Source organism: Halalkalicoccus jeotgali B3 (assembly GCF_000196895.1).
Classification (GTDB): Archaea; Halobacteriota; Halobacteria; order Halobacteriales; family Halalkalicoccaceae; genus Halalkalicoccus; species Halalkalicoccus jeotgali.
In genome coordinates, this window is the sequence record NC_014297.1 from 1,201,352 (window position 1) to 1,216,285 (window position 14,934).

The 14,934-nt window shown below is 67.6% G+C and carries 14 protein-coding genes and 1 pseudogene; 7 read left to right on the plus strand and 8 right to left on the minus strand.

The window, feature by feature from the left end; all coding sequences use genetic code 11:
* Positions 1-44 precede the first annotated feature (44 nt).
* Together gatD and HACJB3_RS20640 are read left to right on the plus strand one after the other, a co-directional pair.
* Entirely contained in the window at positions 45-1,292 is a 1,248-nt protein-coding gene (gene gatD / locus HACJB3_RS06200) for a Glu-tRNA(Gln) amidotransferase subunit GatD (RefSeq protein WP_008414903.1), read from the plus strand.
* Positions 1,283-2,182, plus strand: coding sequence for a GNAT family N-acetyltransferase (locus HACJB3_RS20640; RefSeq protein ID WP_008414905.1), 900 nt, complete (start codon positions 1,283-1,285; stop codon positions 2,180-2,182). Before gatD ends, HACJB3_RS20640 begins: the two co-directional genes overlap by 10 nt.
* Here the strand turns inward: HACJB3_RS20640 and HACJB3_RS20645 are convergent.
* Positions 2,172-2,447 (minus strand): annotated as a pseudogene (locus HACJB3_RS20645) (ubiquitin-like small modifier protein 1); the annotation flags it as partial. The gene HACJB3_RS20640 and the pseudogene HACJB3_RS20645 overlap by 11 nt on opposite strands.
* A 147-nt stretch (positions 2,448-2,594) precedes the next feature.
* On the opposite strand from HACJB3_RS20645, the gene HACJB3_RS06215 reads away from it, so the two are divergent.
* Entirely contained in the window at positions 2,595-2,822 is a 228-nt protein-coding gene (locus HACJB3_RS06215; protein ID WP_008414909.1) for a TrmB family transcriptional regulator, read from the plus strand.
* Here the strand turns inward: HACJB3_RS06215 and HACJB3_RS06220 are convergent.
* Genes HACJB3_RS06220 through HACJB3_RS06230 form a run of 3 tightly spaced genes read right to left on the minus strand, consistent with a single transcriptional unit; the run spans position 2,804 to position 5,571 of the window.
* Positions 2,804-3,886, minus strand: coding sequence for a hypothetical protein (locus tag HACJB3_RS06220; protein ID WP_008414911.1), 1,083 nt, complete (start codon positions 3,884-3,886; stop codon positions 2,804-2,806). The genes HACJB3_RS06215 and HACJB3_RS06220 overlap by 19 nt on opposite strands.
* A 55-nt stretch (positions 3,887-3,941) precedes the next feature.
* Positions 3,942-5,054: a hypothetical protein gene (locus HACJB3_RS06225; RefSeq protein WP_008414913.1), complete on the minus strand. Its 1,113-nt coding sequence runs from the start codon at positions 5,052-5,054 to the stop codon at positions 3,942-3,944.
* A gap of 37 nt (positions 5,055-5,091) precedes the next feature.
* Positions 5,092-5,571, minus strand: a complete 480-nt coding sequence (locus HACJB3_RS06230; protein WP_008414914.1) for a cation:proton antiporter regulatory subunit — start codon at positions 5,569-5,571, stop codon at positions 5,092-5,094.
* A 129-nt stretch (positions 5,572-5,700) separates the two neighbouring features.
* Between HACJB3_RS06230 and HACJB3_RS06235 the strand changes: the two genes are divergently transcribed.
* Both HACJB3_RS06235 and HACJB3_RS06240 read left to right on the plus strand, forming a co-directional pair.
* Positions 5,701-6,912: a cation:proton antiporter gene (locus HACJB3_RS06235; protein ID WP_008414916.1), complete on the plus strand. Its 1,212-nt coding sequence runs from the start codon at positions 5,701-5,703 to the stop codon at positions 6,910-6,912.
* Positions 6,913-6,962: 50 nt separating this feature from the next.
* On the plus strand, positions 6,963-8,126 hold the full coding sequence (locus tag HACJB3_RS06240) for an NAD-binding protein (RefSeq protein WP_008414917.1): 1,164 nt from the start codon (positions 6,963-6,965) through the stop codon (positions 8,124-8,126).
* On the opposite strand, the gene HACJB3_RS06245 is transcribed toward HACJB3_RS06240, so the two are convergent.
* The 4 genes from HACJB3_RS06245 to HACJB3_RS06260 are packed head-to-tail and all read right to left on the minus strand — an operon-like array spanning position 8,123 to position 11,773.
* A complete protein-coding gene (locus HACJB3_RS06245; protein ID WP_008414918.1) occupies positions 8,123-9,130 on the minus strand; it encodes an AI-2E family transporter in 1,008 nt (335 codons plus the stop codon). The two genes, HACJB3_RS06240 and HACJB3_RS06245, sit on opposite strands and share 4 nt — an antisense overlap.
* A gap of 42 nt (positions 9,131-9,172) precedes the next feature.
* Positions 9,173-10,171 carry an AI-2E family transporter gene (locus tag HACJB3_RS06250; protein ID WP_238532842.1) on the minus strand — a complete coding sequence of 333 codons (999 nt, stop codon included), beginning with the start codon at positions 10,169-10,171 and terminating at the stop codon, positions 9,173-9,175.
* A gap of 41 nt (positions 10,172-10,212) precedes the next feature.
* Positions 10,213-10,941: a nucleoside phosphorylase gene (locus HACJB3_RS06255; RefSeq protein ID WP_008414920.1), complete on the minus strand. Its 729-nt coding sequence runs from the start codon at positions 10,939-10,941 to the stop codon at positions 10,213-10,215.
* 40 nt (positions 10,942-10,981) lie between these two features.
* Positions 10,982-11,773, minus strand: a complete 792-nt coding sequence (locus tag HACJB3_RS06260; RefSeq protein WP_008414921.1) for a DUF63 family protein — start codon at positions 11,771-11,773, stop codon at positions 10,982-10,984.
* 82 nt (positions 11,774-11,855) lie between these two features.
* Between HACJB3_RS06260 and deoC the strand changes: the two genes are divergently transcribed.
* Positions 11,856-12,488 carry a deoxyribose-phosphate aldolase gene (gene deoC / locus HACJB3_RS06265; RefSeq protein ID WP_008414922.1) on the plus strand — a complete coding sequence of 211 codons (633 nt, stop codon included), beginning with the start codon at positions 11,856-11,858 and terminating at the stop codon, positions 12,486-12,488.
* Between the two features lie 147 nt (positions 12,489-12,635).
* Complete coding sequence (locus HACJB3_RS06270; protein ID WP_008414923.1) at positions 12,636-14,891, plus strand: amino acid permease; 2,256 nt, start codon at positions 12,636-12,638, stop codon at positions 14,889-14,891.
* Positions 14,892-14,934: the final 43 nt, after the last annotated feature.

A 14,934-nucleotide genomic window follows, 5' to 3' on the forward strand; every position in this document is an offset into this window, starting at 1 on the left:
GCCAAACGGGTGGATTGAAGTCCGATCGCCGGGAATCGCTCCGTATGAACGCAGGCGACCGGGTCCGAGCACGGCGGGCCGAAACGACTTACGAGGGCGTCCTCCTGCCCTCCTCGAACGAGGACCACCTCGTACTCAAGCTCGACGGCGGGTACAACGTCGGGATCTCCCGCGACGGGGCGGACGTCGAGACGCTCGAATCGGGCGTCCACGAGATCGGGACCGAGAGCGACGGCGACAGCGAGGTCGCCTTCGACGAGGACCTCCCGACCGTCTCGCTGATCAGCACTGGGGGAACGATCGCCTCGACAGTCGATTACCGTACCGGGGCGGTCACGGCGCAGTTCGACGCCGAGGACGTCCTCCGGGCGGTGCCGGACCTGGCCGGCCTGGCGAACTACCGCGGGCGGGTCGTAGCGAACATCCTCTCGGAGAACATGACGCCCGACATCTGGCGGGAACTCGCCGAGGCGGTCTACGAGGAGATCGAGGCCGGCGCGGACGGCGTCGTCGTCATGCACGGTACCGACACGATGCAGTTCTCTGCGTCGGCGCTCGCGTTCATGCTCGACACTCCGGTTCCGGTGGTCTTCACCGGCAGTCAGCGTTCGGCGGATCGGCCCTCCTCCGACAACGTCATGAACGCGGTCTGTGCGGTCGAGGCCGCCAAAAGCGACCTCGCGGAGGTGCTCGTCTGTATGCACGCCACCGAGTCGGACGACCGCTGTGCGCTGCATCGCGGGACCCGAGTCAGGAAGAATCACACTTCCCGAAGGGACGCCTTCGAGACCGTCGGACGAAACCCGCTCGCCGAGGTCGACTACGAGAGCCGCGAACTCACGATCCGGGGCGAGCACGTGGCACGAGGCGACCGAGCGCTCGCGCTCTCACCCGCCCTCGAAGCCGACGTCGAGCTCTTGAAGTACACCCCCGGGATGGGTCCCGAAGCGCTGTCCCCCTACGAGGACAGTGCGGGCCTCGTGATCGAGGGCACCGGGCTGGGGCACGTCCACACCGACTGGATCCCCCGGATCGCCGAACTCGTCGAGTCGGGGACACCCGTCGTAATGACCAGCCAGTGTCTCGAAGGGCGGGTCTGTGACCGGGTCTATGACACTGGACGCGATCTGCTTTCGGCGGGCGTGATCGAGGCCGGCGACACCCTGCCCGGCACCGCGAAGGTCAAGCTCATGTGGGCGCTCGCGAACGCCGACTCGGCCGGGGCGGTCGAGGAGGCGATGGGGACCTCGGTCGCGGGCGAGCTCACCGAGCGCTCGGTGCCATGGAACTGAGGGACGCCCGACTGGAAGACCACGAGGCGGTCGCCGCCTTCACCCGGGACACCTGGCCCGACCGGGAGGCCGGCGACTACCTGCCCGGGATCTACCCCGAGTGGATCGAGGGCGACAACCGCACCCTCGTGGCCGACGCCGGATCGGAGATCGCCGGGATCGCCCAGTGTGTGATGCTTTCGGAAACGGAGGCGTGGTGCCAAGGGATGCGCGTGAACCCGGCGTATCGCGGCCGGGGAGTCGCCAGCCGGCTCACCCACGCCCTGTTCGAGTGGGCGCGCGATCAGGGGGCGCTCGTCGCCCGCAGCATGGTGTTCTCGTGGAACGTCCCCAGTCTGGGGCTCACGCGGAAGATCGGTTTCGACCCCGCGGCGGAGCTCCGCTGGGCCACGCCCGAACCGGACCCCGACGCCGAGCCCGGCCTCACGGTTACGGACGAGCCCGACGCCGCGTGGCACGCCTGGACCGACAGCGACGCCCGCAGCCGGCTGGGCGGGCTCGCGCTCGATCGCGAGGAGACGTGGGCGGTCTCGGAGCTCACCCGCGAGAACCTCCGGCGGGCGGCCGACGAGACCGCGGTCCTCGTGGTGTGTGAGGACGGACTCCGGGCGATGAGCTACCGGGTACGCGACTACGAGCACGAACACGAGGACGGGACAGAGCGCTATGCCGAGTACGGAATCGGCACCTGGGACGACCTCGAGGCGGGACGGGCGTTGTTCGCCGCGATCGCCCGAGACGCCGCCGAGGTCGGTGCCGACCGCACGCGGGTGTGGATCCCCGAGACCACGGGCTACGTCTCCGATGCGGCCTACCTCCGGGCCGGGGCCTCCGAAGAGCCCGATTTCGTGTTCGCGGCCGACCTGACCGCCGACCGGACCCGCCGCTAACTGGGGGAAAGAGCGCGAGCTCGTCGCCCGATTCGAGCTCGGTGTCCAGTCCCGCCCCCTGAATGAAGACGTTCGATCCGTTGTGAAGCAGGTTGATGTGTTCTGCCAGTTGGCCTTCCCCGTCGAGTACGCGCTCTTCGAGCGCCGGCTGGGAGTCGAGCAGCGCCGCCAGCGCCTCCCCGACGGTATCGCCGGGCCCGGCGTCGACGGCGACCCGTTTCCCGCCGGCCAATTCGGCCAGGTCGGCGAAGAGTTTCCACTCCATACCCGCTATGGTCCCTCGGTCCGAATGAGGGTTCCGCTCGTCGCCTCGTCACACGTCACCATCGTACATTATGCCATTATATAACACACTTACGCATTATCCGATATATGGACTAGGTTTATATTGGATGACAGACAGCAGTTGGGTATGAGCGCGACGACACTCACCCACGACCGCACCGAACTCCCGACCGAGATAGAATCGACCGGCTCGAAGCTCGTCTACCTCTACCTGCACACCGCCGGCGAAGCGACCATCGAGGAACTGCAGTCCTCGCTGGGAATGAAGCAACTCGCGCTGTTCCCCGTCCTCGATACGCTATCGAGCGAGGGGTTCGTCGACCGCGACGGCGAGACCTACACCCTGACGGCCTGATCCAGCACGTAGACCACCTCCTCGTTTTCCAGCCGCCGCCGGGGATCGGGCAGCACCTCGAAGTCGGCCCCCTTGATCCCCAGTACGACCCGATCGAATTCGGCCACTCGACGACCCGCGAGCTCGGCGTCCACACGACGTTTCGTCACCGCGGACCTGAACAGCGCTCTTGCGGCCCGTTCGGCGCCGTTTCCTTCCGCGAGCGTCACCAGCCGGTACTCCTCGGGCGCGAGGGGCGTATCGTCCGAATCGAGTGCCACGGTCGCGACCGTTTCGGTCGCGTCCCGGAGTTCGCCCGTCGCGATCCGGTGGCCCTCACACCAGAGTTCGATCGCGTCGCCAGGGCTCGCGTCGGGTGCCGGATCGGCGCGGATCGCGAGTGCGACGGTCCCGGGCGCGAGCCGTGGTCCGAGCCCCGAGGCCCGTAGCCCGACCGCGAGGCTCGATACCGTTCCATCCGTGCTGATCTCGCAGTCGACGTGGCCGATCCCGTAGTCGTCCCCGAGTCGACTTTCGAGGCGCTCGCGCAGTTCCGCGACGGTCAGTCCCCGCGGGAAGACGAACGTCGCCCCCGCCAGCGTCTCCTTGGTGTCCTTCGAGACCGGCTCGTAGCCCGGTGCGTCCTCGACCGTCGTCGGCAGCGTCACGGTGAGCACGCGCCCGACGGCCTTGACCAGCGGGCTAACCTCCCCCTCGACCGAGCGCGCCCCCGCTAGCACCGAGGAGTTCGCCGCGAGCCGATCGCCTGCTCGACGACCCAGCTCCGCCGCCCCCGCGCTCGCGGCGAACACGAGGACGTTTCGCACCGCTCGGACGGGAGCCAGCGGGTCCGTCCCGGCGTCGACGTACTGGGTCAGCGCGACGACGGTGTTGAGCCAGATCGCGACCGCGCTCAGTCCGACCAGAATCCCGAGGCGCGCCGGCATCGTTTCGCGGGCGTACAGCCGGTAACCCGCCGCGGCCGTCGCTGTCACCGCGCCTGCGAGCGCCGCGAGCGCGAGCGTCCGGACGGCGACCGAGAGCGCGGCGGCGATTTCGACCTGCAGCGCCGAGAGCGCGCTCACGTGATCCCCCCCAAATCGAGGACCCGGCGTACTCGCGTTCGCTCGGGGCGCTCGCTCACGCGAGCACCTCCCGGAGACCGCGAAGCGTTTCTGGCGTTCCGACCGCGAGCAACTCCTCGTCGTCGGCTACCTCGAGCGATGCGCTCGGCACCCGAACGCCGCCGGTTCCACGGACCGCGATCAGTTGGGCGCCGGTCTCGGCGCGGAGTTCGCCGGGATCGAGCGTCCGCGCGCGCCCGACCGGGACCGTCCGCACCCGGAACCCGGCCGCCTTCAACCGGCCGAGCAGGTCCCGACCGTTCGCCTCCCCGCGGACGCCGACCCGCACCTCGGAGTCGCCGAGGACTGCCTCGACGTCGGCCGGCGAGACGGCGACGGTCAGTCGTCGCGCAGGCGTCTCCTCGTCCTCGTTCCCGTCACCGACGCCGAGGACCTGTCCCTCGACGGTCCGCTCGGGAAACCAGAGGACGGCGCTGTCGCCCCGGTCGATCCCCTCGGGAACCAGCGCGTCGACCGAGACCGCACGCTGGCCGGCAGGGACCCGTCGGGAGAAACCCCCCAGGGCGGGTGCGGCGGTGACCGTCGCATTCGCCCGGCGATCCAGCGAGACGTCGACCGTCTCGAGGTCGTACGACGACAGCAGGCGGTCGCGGATCCGCGTTTCGAGTTCCGAAAGCGGCAGGTCGGCGGGCAGGGAGAACCGTTCGCCCTCGAGTTTCTCGCGCAGGCCCGATGGGAGGGGCGGATACCCCTCGACGTCCTCGACGCCCTTGACCGTCGCGTGGACCCGCCCGAAGCGACCGACCCGCTCGACGGCGTCCGCGGCGATGGTTCGCCTGCGGATCGAATCGAGGGTGATGCGACGCGGGAACACCTCGCCCATCTTATCGCCCTGATTATGCGCCCAGAAGGAGGCCATCAACACGACCAGCGCGGCGACGATCCCGACTGGCGTCTCCGAGATCGCGGGATCGAGCAGGCCGAGCAGCCCCCCCGAGAGGCCGGCGATCGCCGCCGCGACGACGACGACCCCGAGCCCGGGGACGGTCACGCCGGTCACGTACCGAAACGAGAACCCGAGCGCCCACGAGACGAACGCCGGCAACACCCCGGTCAGAACGCCGAGATACAGGCCGACGAGTACCTGTGCGAGAAGGGACTCCGGCATACAGGGCGCACCCGGCGACCGACCATAGGCCTGTCGGCTACGCCAGCAGCTCCTCAAGCCGGCGCTGGTTCTCCCGGGTACCGACCGCGACGGCGACGTCGCCCGCCCGGAGCGTGAAGTCGGCCTCGGGGCTGGGAAAGACCTCCTCGCCGCGCTCGACGGCGATGATCGTCGCGCCGGTCCGCCCGCGGATGTCGCTCTCTTCGAGGGGCTCCCCGACGATGGGGTCCTCGTCGTCGAGGGTGTACCACTCGAGGATGACGTCCTCTCCCAGCGTCGCCTCCGGGGATTCTGTCCGAACCGGCTGGAAGAACGCCCCCTCGAGGATCGACCCCACCACCCGCGATTCCCGATCCGTCAGATCGAGCAGTTCCTCCCCGTCGGCGTCGGGCGATTCCCGATAGAACAGTTCGCGTCGGCCGCTGTTGTGGATGACGACGACCGCGACACCCCCCTCCTCGAGGGCGACCTCGAAGCGCTTGCCAACCCCTGGGAGATCGGTTTCCGAGACGTCCATACAGCGCCTTCTGGCTTCGGCCGTATAAAGGTAGAACCCTCGCGCGGATGGAAAGGCTATTCTCCGGTCCCTCACATCGGGTAGGTATGTATCGTCGGTCGAGCGAGCGACGTCCCCGTCGGATGTAGAATGGCCGCAGAGAACCACCTGCTCGAGGTCGGGGTCATGTTCGCGGCGGTCGCCGGCGCGGGCGTCCTCGCGAGCCGGATCGACCAGTCGGTCATCCCCTTTTACATCCTCACCGGGATGGTGCTGGGACCGAACGTCCTCGGCCGGGCCGGCCTTCCCTTCGTCGAGGAGACGACCTTCGTCGCGGTCGGCGCGGAACTCGGGATCGTCTTCTTGCTGTTTTTCCTCGGATTGGAGTTCAACCTCGACCGGCTCCTCGAAAGCAAACACCGGATCGGCCGGGCCGGCACCGTCGATCTCCTGATCAACTTCGGGGCCGGACTCGTACTCGGGTATCTCGTCTTCGGGACGCTCCTTTCGGCCCTGCTGGTCGCCGGGATCGTCTACATCTCCTCGTCGGCGATCATCACCAAGTCGCTGATCGATCTGGGCTGGATCGCCAACCGCGAGAGCGACCCAATGCTCGGGACGCTCGTCTACGAGGACCTCTTCATCGCGGTCTATCTGGCGGTCGTCTCGGCGCTGGTGCTGGGCGGGGGCGGCCTGAGCGAGGCGCTCGGCTCGGTCGGTCTCGCGCTCGGGTTCATCCTCGCGTTGCTCCTCGTGGTCTACTTCGGCACCTCGTGGTTCGAGCGGGCACTCCACACCCAGTCGAACGAGTTCTTCGTCCTGCGGGCGGTCGGGATCACCGTCCTCGTCGCGGGGGCGGCACTCGCGGCGGGCGTGAGCGAGGCCGTCGCGGCCTTCTTCATCGGAATGGCCTTTAGCGCCACCGACTACGTCGACGAGATCGAGCACAACCTCGAGTCGATCCGGGACGTCTTCGCCGCCGTCTTTTTCTTCTGGATCGGCCTCGTGACCGATCCCTCGCTGTTTCCGGGGGTCGCCGGGTTGGTCGCGCTTGCAGTCCTCGTAACGACACCCACGAAGCTCGCCAGTGGCTTTCTCGCCGGGCGGATCTACGGTCTCGACGAGCGTCGGTCGACCCGCGTCGGGCTCGGCATGGTCACCCGCGGGGAGTTTTCGCTGATCATCGCGACCGTCGCCGCCGGCGGCGCGGGCCTAACGATCCCCGAACCGGTCGCGGCGACGATTCAGGCCTTTGCGGTCGGCTACGTCCTCGTGATGAGCATCCTCGGGACGACCCTGATGCGCTACTCGTCGGTCTTCGAGGAGCGCGTCCTCGCCCGATTGCCCGAATCGACCGCCTGAGAGGGAGCCGAACACGGGAGGTCTATAACGCCCACCCGGCGAATGGATGTATGGAGTGGGGCGAACGACGGGGGCTGATCGGGACACACCTGACGGTCGTGCTGACGGGGACCGTCGCCGTTCTCTCGATCGTCACCGGGATCGCGAACATCAGCGCTCCCGCGGTCGGACTGCTCGACGATTGGATCGCCATCCCGGAGATCGTCCACCGTACCGCCGGATTTACCGGCGCGATGACCGGCTTTCTGATGTTGCTCTCGGCCTACGGCCTTCGCACTCGGCTTCGGGTCGCGTGGTGGTCGACGGCCGTGTTGTTGCCGATGACCGCGATCCAGGGATTGCTCCAGTCGAGCGTGCTCTCGATTCCGCTCATACTCGTTTCCGCGCTTGCGATGCCGAACCTGCTTGCGAACCGCGCGCGCTTCGACCGCGAACTCGAACTCACGAACACCCAGATCGCCGCCGGCCTCGCGCTCGTCGGCGCACAGGCCTACGGCACGCTCGGCACCTACGCGCTGCGCGAGGAGTTCGGCGAGGTCGAGACGATCCTCGACGCTTTTTACTTCACGCTCGTAACCGCAAGCACCGTCGGCTACGGCGACGCGACCCCCCTCACCCAGCAAGCCCGGCTGTTCGGGATGTCGGTGCTGTTGGTCGGGACCGCGAGCTTCGCGGTCGCGCTCGGTGCCTTGCTCAGTCCCGTCATCGAAGCCCGCTTTGCGGCCGCACTCGGAAGAATGAACGACGCAGAACTCGCTTCACTGGACGATCACGTACTGGTTCTCGGCTACGGCGAACTCACCGAGCCGATCCTGCAGGAACTCGAATCGCGCGCACCCTTCGTCGTCGTTACCGAACACGACGAGCGCGCCGACCGGCTTGGCGAGCGCGATCTCCTCGTGCTCCGGGGTGATCCAAGCGACGAGGAGACCATCGAGCGCGCCGGCCTCGACCGGGCTCGGGCGGTCGTCGTCGCGACCGACACGGACGCCGAGGACGCCCTGACGGTGCTGACCGTCAGACAGCTTCGCCCCGACGTCCGTATCGTCTCGGCGGCGACCGACCGGGAGAACGTCCCGAAACTCAGACGCGCCGGGGCCGACGCCGTCATCAGCCCCGCGACCATCGGCGGCCGGCTCATGGTCCAGTCCGCGCTGGGACGGGACGACACCGAGGACGTCGCCGACAGGCTGCTCGGCGACCGTGACCGTTAGAGCGCCTCGTAGTGCTCGTCGAAGATCTCGAGGACGACCTTCAGCGCACCGACGATCACGGGGCCGACGAACAGCCCCATAAAGCCGATCAGGTAGACCCCGCCGATCACGCCGATGATGATGATGCTGGGGTTGATCTTCGCGTGGCGGTCGACGACGATGGGTCGGAGGAAGTTGTCCGTCGCGTTGACGATGATCGTCCCGTAGAGCAACAACCCGACGCCGAAGACTGTCTGACCGGTCGCGACGAGGTAGATCGCCGCGGGCCCCCAGACGAGGAAGGACCCGATTATCGGGATCAGCGAGAGGACGATCATGATGAACGTCCACAGCGTGGCGTTCGGGATGCCGACGACGAACAGGCCGATCCCGGCGATCGCTCCCTGGACGATCGCGACCAGCACGTGGCCGAGCAACACCGCCCACGTGATCTCGTTGAGCGAGGCGTACAACTCGTCCTGGACCGTCGACGGGAGCGGCAGCGTCTCCCTGAGCCACCCCATCAGCTTGCTCCCGTCCTTCAACAGGTAGTACAGCACGAACAGCCCGAGGCCGAGGCCGACGAACGCATGTGAGATCGTGCCGAACACGCCGGGGGCGCTCCCCGCGACGATCCCTGCGGCCTGTTCGGCGTACGCGCTTACCCGGGAGGCAAGATCGATCTGGAAGCCGGTGTACTGCTGAATTAGCGCCTCGACTTGGCCGAGGCCGAACCCGCTTACCCCGCCGCTCTGGAGTTGCTGGGCGAGTGCCATCGCGTCGCCGGCGACGGTCGCGCCGACCACGACGAAGGGGATGACGAACGCGATCAACGAGCCGACGATCAGGATCGCTGCCGAGAGCTGTCCGCCCACCTTCGGTTCGAGACGCTCGTGGAGCGGGTGGAGGACGAACGCGAGTAACAGCGCCAACAGGAGGTACTGGAGGAACGGCTGGACCATCGCGAACGACACCGCGAGCAGCAACGCGATCAGCCCGAGCAAGAACCCCCGTCGCACGTTCATACCGCCCCTGAACGCGCCCGCCGGATAAAATGCGGCCTTGCGTCACCGGTCGACGTAGTACGTATCGAAGGTCTCGATGGCGATCTTGAACGAGCCGACGATCACCGGCCCGAAGAACAGTCCCATCACGCCGAGCAGGTAGAGCCCGCCGACGACCCCGAGCATGATCGTCGCGGGGTTGAGTTGGGCCCGCCGATCGACGAGGATCGACCGCAGGTAGTTGTCCGAGAGGCCCACGACCGTCATCCCGTAGAGAAACAGCCCGCCGCCCGCGACTGGATCGCCCAGCGCGACCAGATAGACCGCCGCCGGCCCCCAGACGAGAAACGCACCGACGACCGGCAACAGCGCCAGCAACATCATCGCGACCGTCCAGAAGACTGCGTTGGGAATCCCGGTCACGGCCAGTCCAATCCCCGCGAGCAGGCCCTGGATCGCCGAGACGAGGACGTGGCCCACGAGCACCGCCCACATGAGGTCGTCGACGTTCGTGGCCAGTTCGCCCAGCACGACGTCGGGAAGCGGCGTGACCTCGAAGAGCCACTCGGTGAAGTACCGGCCGTCCCGCAGGAAGAAAAACAGGAGGAACGCCGAGAGGGTGATCCCGATCAGGGCGTGGGTGAACACGCCGACCAGATCCGAGGCGTTCCCGACGAGCACGCCCGCGAAGTTCTCGCCGGCGGTGCCGAGCGTCGTCGAGAGGTCGACCTCTCGGCCCGTCGAGGCGGCGATGACGCTCTCGACTTCCTCGAGGTCGATGTCGCTGTCGCTCAGACGCTGGGCCAGATCGAGCGCGTCGCTCGCGACGACCGATAGCAACGCCGCAAACGGCAGGATCACCACGCCGGTCGCAGCCCCCATCAACGCCAGCGCACCCCCCGTCTCGCCGGTGACGGGTACCAGCCGGCGATAGACCGGCGTGAGCAGGTACGCGATCAGCACCGCCAACAGCACGTACTGGCGGAAGGGCCAGACGATCGCAAGCGACAGCGTCCCGAACGCGCCGATCACGACCAGCATAAATCCCCTGCTGACGTCCATGCGAGATGACACGCCCGCAAGCGAGATAAAACGATCCGGCGCTACGAGAGCGCGAGGACGGCGTCGAGGCTGATACCGATGGCGCGCTCGACGTTGTCTTTCGCCTTTTCAGGCAGTTCCTCGTCGTCGGTCTCGCCCTTCTGGGTCCCCTCGACGAGGTTGCCGTCGACGGTACAGATCGCACCCGCACGCATCCCCTTGCGCCGCGCGAGGGTGAAGACGGCGGCGGCTTCCATCTCGACGGAAAGGATCCCCGCCCGCTCCCAGCCCTCGACGTACTCGTCGGTTTCGGCGTAGAAGGCGTCATCGGAGGCGATCGGGCCGACGTGGACCGCCTCGCCCCGGCCCTCCGCACCGTCGACCAGCGCCGAGAGCACCTCGAAATCGGGGACGGCGGGGTAGGTGACCGACTCGTAGCGCTTCGAGGTCCCCTCGTCCTTCGCGGCACCCGTCGCGACGATCATGTCGCCGATCTCGATGTCGTTCTGCAGGGCACCCGTCGTGCCCACGCGGATCACCGTCTCCACTCCTACTCGCTCGAGTTCCTCGATCGCGATGGCCGCGGAGGGACAGCCGATCCCCGTCGAGCAGATGGTCAGGTCGGTCCCCTCGTAGGTCGCGTTGACGAGTTTGTACTCGCGGTTCTCGGCGACGACCTCGGAAGACTCACAGAGGCCGGCGATCCGGTCGACGCGACCGGGATCGCCGGGAATCAGCGCGATATCGTTGAGGTCGCCCTCCTCTACCAGCAGATGTGGCTGTTTCGCCATACGCGCGAGTCTCGGGGGCCGGACAAAAGCCGTGCGGTCCTCAGCCCCCGACCGCGAACAACAGCAGGTTGTGGACGCCGGGACCGAACCCGACGGCGGCGATCAGCGCGAGCAACAGAAAGCCCTCGTTCGGTTCGTCCTCGACGTACTCGGCCATGAGCCAGACAATCACGCAGGCCAATGCGAGTTTTACGAGGACGAACAGCCACCCGACGCCGATGGTTTCGGCGGTGGGAAGTCCCTCGGCGACCCCCATGATTGCCCGCGGCAGGGGCGAGCGTTCGGTGACCTCGAGTACGTCGATTCCCACGGCCGTCGAGATCCCGTCAAGGGCGTGTGCGAGGACGACCAGCGCGCCGGCCACACCGGTCGTCGCCGCGACGCCCGGGAGCGCACGCCGAAACAGCCCCCACGTCCCCGCCGCGAGGACGATCGAGAGCACGAGCGCGACGAGCGGCCAGTAGGGTGTGATCGTTCCGCGCCCGTAGCCGACGCCGAAGGCTGCCCCGACCGCCAACAGCGCCGCGAGCGTGCCCGCGAGTGCGAGGAACCGGTCGTCCGTGACCGTCCAGATCGCCCCCGCGAGGACGAACGTGCTGACGTAGACGCTCGGGGTCCCCAGCAAGGGCGCGAAGGCGGGGGGAACGGCCTCGATCACTTCGAGGACGTGACACGCCGCACCGGCGACCATCCACGGGACGAACGCCAGCACCGTCGCCTCCCGGACGGGTGGTCGCCGCCGCCACAGCGCCGTCGCGACCGCCGCCGCCGCCACGAGCAAGACGAGGAGATATGAGAGCGGGGGCAACGAAAAGCCGTCGGGCAGGACCATACGCGGACCTCTCGGCGTGAAACGGAAAGCATTGCGATACGATTCCCCGTGGTATTTAGTCCCTCGCCACCATCCACCGCTGATGGAACGAACGGAGTTCGCTGCGGCCATCGATCACACCGTCCTCGGGCCGGAGACGACCCGCGAGGACGTCCGGGGAACCGTCGAGGAGGCCGCCGAATACGGGATGAACGCCTGTATTCCGCCGTGTTACGTCGAGGACGCCGCCGAGTACGGCGAGGTCACGCTCGTGACCGTCGTCGGGTTCCCCCACGGCCAGAACTCGCCCGGGGCGAAGCGAAAGGAGGCCGTCGAGGCCTGGAAGGCGGGCGCGGACGAACTCGACGTGGTCTGTAATCGGGGACGGCTCCTGGGCGGGGAGGACGAACGGTTCCACGACGAGCTCGCCGAGATCGTCGCCGCGGTGCCGGTCCCGGTGAAGGTGATCGTCGAAGCCAGCGAACTCGACGAGGCCGAACTCAGGCGGGCGGCCGAACTTGCCGTCGAGGCCGACGCCGCCATGCTCAAGACCTCGACCGGGTTCGCCGAGGGCGGGGCGAGCGTCGAGGCCGTCGAAATCCTCGCGGAGTACCTCCCTGTGAAAGCAAGCGGCGGGATCGGCGACTACGAGACCGCACGGACGATGCTTGCGGCCGGTGCCGAGCGGATCGGCGCCTCCTCGGGGGTCGCGCTGGTCGAGGGGTTCGACGGCTGACCTCGACCCCCGCCGGGTGGCGCTTGGCCGCCTTCGAACGTGTTAAGGAGCCTCCTCGAAAAGAAGGGCCATGTCATACCCTCCGAGTCATACGGATCGGGATCGCGACAGGACGGGCCAGCCCACCGTCGGCAGGCGCGACCGATAATGGCTGACGAAGAACTCGCGAAGGACCTCGGACTTCTGTCGGCGCTCACCATCGGTATCGGGACGATGATCGGCGCGGGCATTTTCGTCCTCCCGGGGGTGGCGGTCAGCGATGCCGGCCCGCTGGCGGCCGCGTCGTTCGTCCTCGGTGGCGTCATTGCGCTGTTTACCGCCCTTTCGGCCAGCGAACTCGGCACGGCGATGCCGAAAGCGGGTGGGGCGTACTTCTATATCAACCGTGCGCTCGGGCCGCTCTTCGGCTCGATCGCGGGCTGGGGCAACTGGATCGGGCTGACCTTCGCTTCTGCCTTCTACATGTTCGGCTTCGGCGAGTACGTCGCCGCGTTCGTCGCCGTCCCCGGGATATCGCTCGGCCCGCTCGCGCTTGCGGGTCCGGAGATCATCGCGCTGCTCGGCGCGACGTTTTTCACCACCGTCAACTACGTCGGCGCCAAGGAGACCGGCAAACTCCAGAACGTCATCGTCGGCGTTCTGGTCCTGATCCTCGCGGTGTTTACCCTCTTTGGCGTGTTCAACGCCGACCTCCAGACGCTGCGGCCGATCGCCCCGGAGGGCTTTTCGGCGCTGTTGCCCGTTACGGGCCTGATCTTCGTCTCGTATCTCGGCTTCGTCCAGATCACCTCCGTCGCAGAGGAGATCAAGAACCCCGGGAGGAACCTCCCGATCGCCATCGTGGGCAGCGTCGTCGTCGTGACCACGATCTACGCGCTGGTGTTGGTGGTGGTGCTCGCGGCGGTGCCAAACGAGATCGTCGCCGGCAACGATACCGCCGTGGTGCAGGTCGCGGAGATCCTCATCGGCCCGCTCGGCGCGGGCGCGATGTTGCTCGGCGGCCTGCTCGCGACGGCATCCTCGGCGAACGCCTCGATCCTCTCCTCGTCGCGGATCAACTTCGCGATGGGACGCGACAGGCTCGTCAGCCCGGCGCTGAACGAGATCCACGGGAAGTTCGGGACACCGTATCGCTCGATCGCGATCACCGGGGGGTTGATCGTTCTGTTTATCGTCTTCGGCAACCTCGAGTTGCTCTCGACGGCCAGCAGCGTGCTTCATCTAGTGGTCTACGGGCTGTTGAACGTCGCGCTGATCGTCATGCGCGAGGCCCGCCCCCCCGAGTACGATCCCGATTTCACCGTCCCGTTATACCCGATCACGCCCATAGTCGGAGCCGTGCTCTCGTTTGCCCTGATCGGTTTCATCGAACCTACCGTGATCGTCCTCTGTGCGGTGTTCGTCGTTTTTGCGGCCCTCTGGTACCTACTGTACGCCCGGAGCAAGACCGAATCCGAGGGGGTTCTTTCGGAGTACGTCCGCTCGCGCTCGGAGGCGATGCCCGACGCGGCCGTCTCGGCCGCGGAAAGCGTCAAACCCGAGGCCGCCGACTACCGGGTGATGGTCCCGCTTGCGAACCCGCGGACCGAACAGCACCTGATCACGCTCGCCAGCACGCTCGCGAAGGCAAACGGGGGAGCCGTCCACGCGGTCCACATCGTGCAGGTGCCCGATCAGGTCCCCCTATCGGCCGCCACGGACCACATGGCCGATCTCGACGCGGACTCGGAGACGCTGCTCGATCGGGCCCGCGAGGATGCAGAGACCTTCGGCGTGCCAGTCGAGACCCACACCCTCGTCTCCCATCGCGGGTTCGAGGAGGTCTTCGAGGCCGCCCGGACCTACGAGGCCGACATGACGATCATGGGCTGGAGCGAGAACGCCCACTGGTCGCCGGGGCGCGCCGAGAGCGCCTTCGACGAACTCGCCCACGACCTGCCGTGTGATTTCCTCGTCCTGAAAGACCGCGGGTTCGGCGTCGAACGCGTCCTCGTACCCACGGCGGGCGGGCCCGATTCCGACCTGAGCGCCGAGGTCGCCCGGACGCTTCGCGACGAGGTCGACTCGACCGTCTCGCTGCTGTACGTCGTCGATGGGCCGGAAGAACGGGTCGAGGGCGAGGCGTTCCTCACCGAGTGGGCGGAGAGCCACGGCCTCGCCGACGCCGAGATCCTGATCGACGAGTCGGGTGAGGTCGAGGGGGCGATCGCTCGGGCGGCCGAGGACCACGATCTCGTCGTTATCGGTGCAACCGAGCGGGGCCTGCTCTCGCGGCTCGTGCGCGGTTCGCTCGCCTACGACGTGATCGACGAACTCGACCGGTCCGTGCTGCTGGCCGAGCGCCCGACGTCCCGGTCGATCCGTGAGCGCCTGTTCGGTTCGGGGAGCGGTTCGGACGACTGACGTCGCCCGATCCGTCGTGCTTTTGGCCCCCGAGGCGCTCTCT

What these genes read in the sequence shown, in the direction of transcription:
- HACJB3_RS06255 (WP_008414920.1), bottom strand. Translation starts at nt 10,941, where the DNA reads ATGGCGAAACAGCCACATCTGCTGGTAGAGGAGGGCGACCTCAACGAT.
- HACJB3_RS06250 (WP_238532842.1), bottom strand. Translation starts at nt 10,171, where the DNA reads ATGGACGTCAGCAGGGGATTTATGCTGGTCGTGATCGGCGCGTTCGGG.
- HACJB3_RS06225 (WP_008414913.1), bottom strand. Translation starts at nt 5,054, where the DNA reads ATGCCGGAGTCCCTTCTCGCACAGGTACTCGTCGGCCTGTATCTCGGC.
- gatD (WP_008414903.1), top strand. Translation starts at nt 45, where the DNA reads ATGAACGCAGGCGACCGGGTCCGAGCACGGCGGGCCGAAACGACTTAC.
- HACJB3_RS06235 (WP_008414916.1), top strand. Translation starts at nt 5,701, where the DNA reads ATGGCCGCAGAGAACCACCTGCTCGAGGTCGGGGTCATGTTCGCGGCG.
- HACJB3_RS20640 (WP_008414905.1), top strand. Translation starts at nt 1,283, where the DNA reads ATGGAACTGAGGGACGCCCGACTGGAAGACCACGAGGCGGTCGCCGCC.
- deoC (WP_008414922.1), top strand. Translation starts at nt 11,856, where the DNA reads ATGGAACGAACGGAGTTCGCTGCGGCCATCGATCACACCGTCCTCGGG.
- HACJB3_RS06245 (WP_008414918.1), bottom strand. Translation starts at nt 9,130, where the DNA reads ATGAACGTGCGACGGGGGTTCTTGCTCGGGCTGATCGCGTTGCTGCTC.
- HACJB3_RS06215 (WP_008414909.1), top strand. Translation starts at nt 2,595, where the DNA reads ATGAGCGCGACGACACTCACCCACGACCGCACCGAACTCCCGACCGAG.
- HACJB3_RS06230 (WP_008414914.1), bottom strand. Translation starts at nt 5,571, where the DNA reads ATGGACGTCTCGGAAACCGATCTCCCAGGGGTTGGCAAGCGCTTCGAG.
- HACJB3_RS06240 (WP_008414917.1), top strand. Translation starts at nt 6,963, where the DNA reads ATGGAGTGGGGCGAACGACGGGGGCTGATCGGGACACACCTGACGGTC.
- HACJB3_RS06270 (WP_008414923.1), top strand. Translation starts at nt 12,636, where the DNA reads ATGGCTGACGAAGAACTCGCGAAGGACCTCGGACTTCTGTCGGCGCTC.
- HACJB3_RS06260 (WP_008414921.1), bottom strand. Translation starts at nt 11,773, where the DNA reads ATGGTCCTGCCCGACGGCTTTTCGTTGCCCCCGCTCTCATATCTCCTC.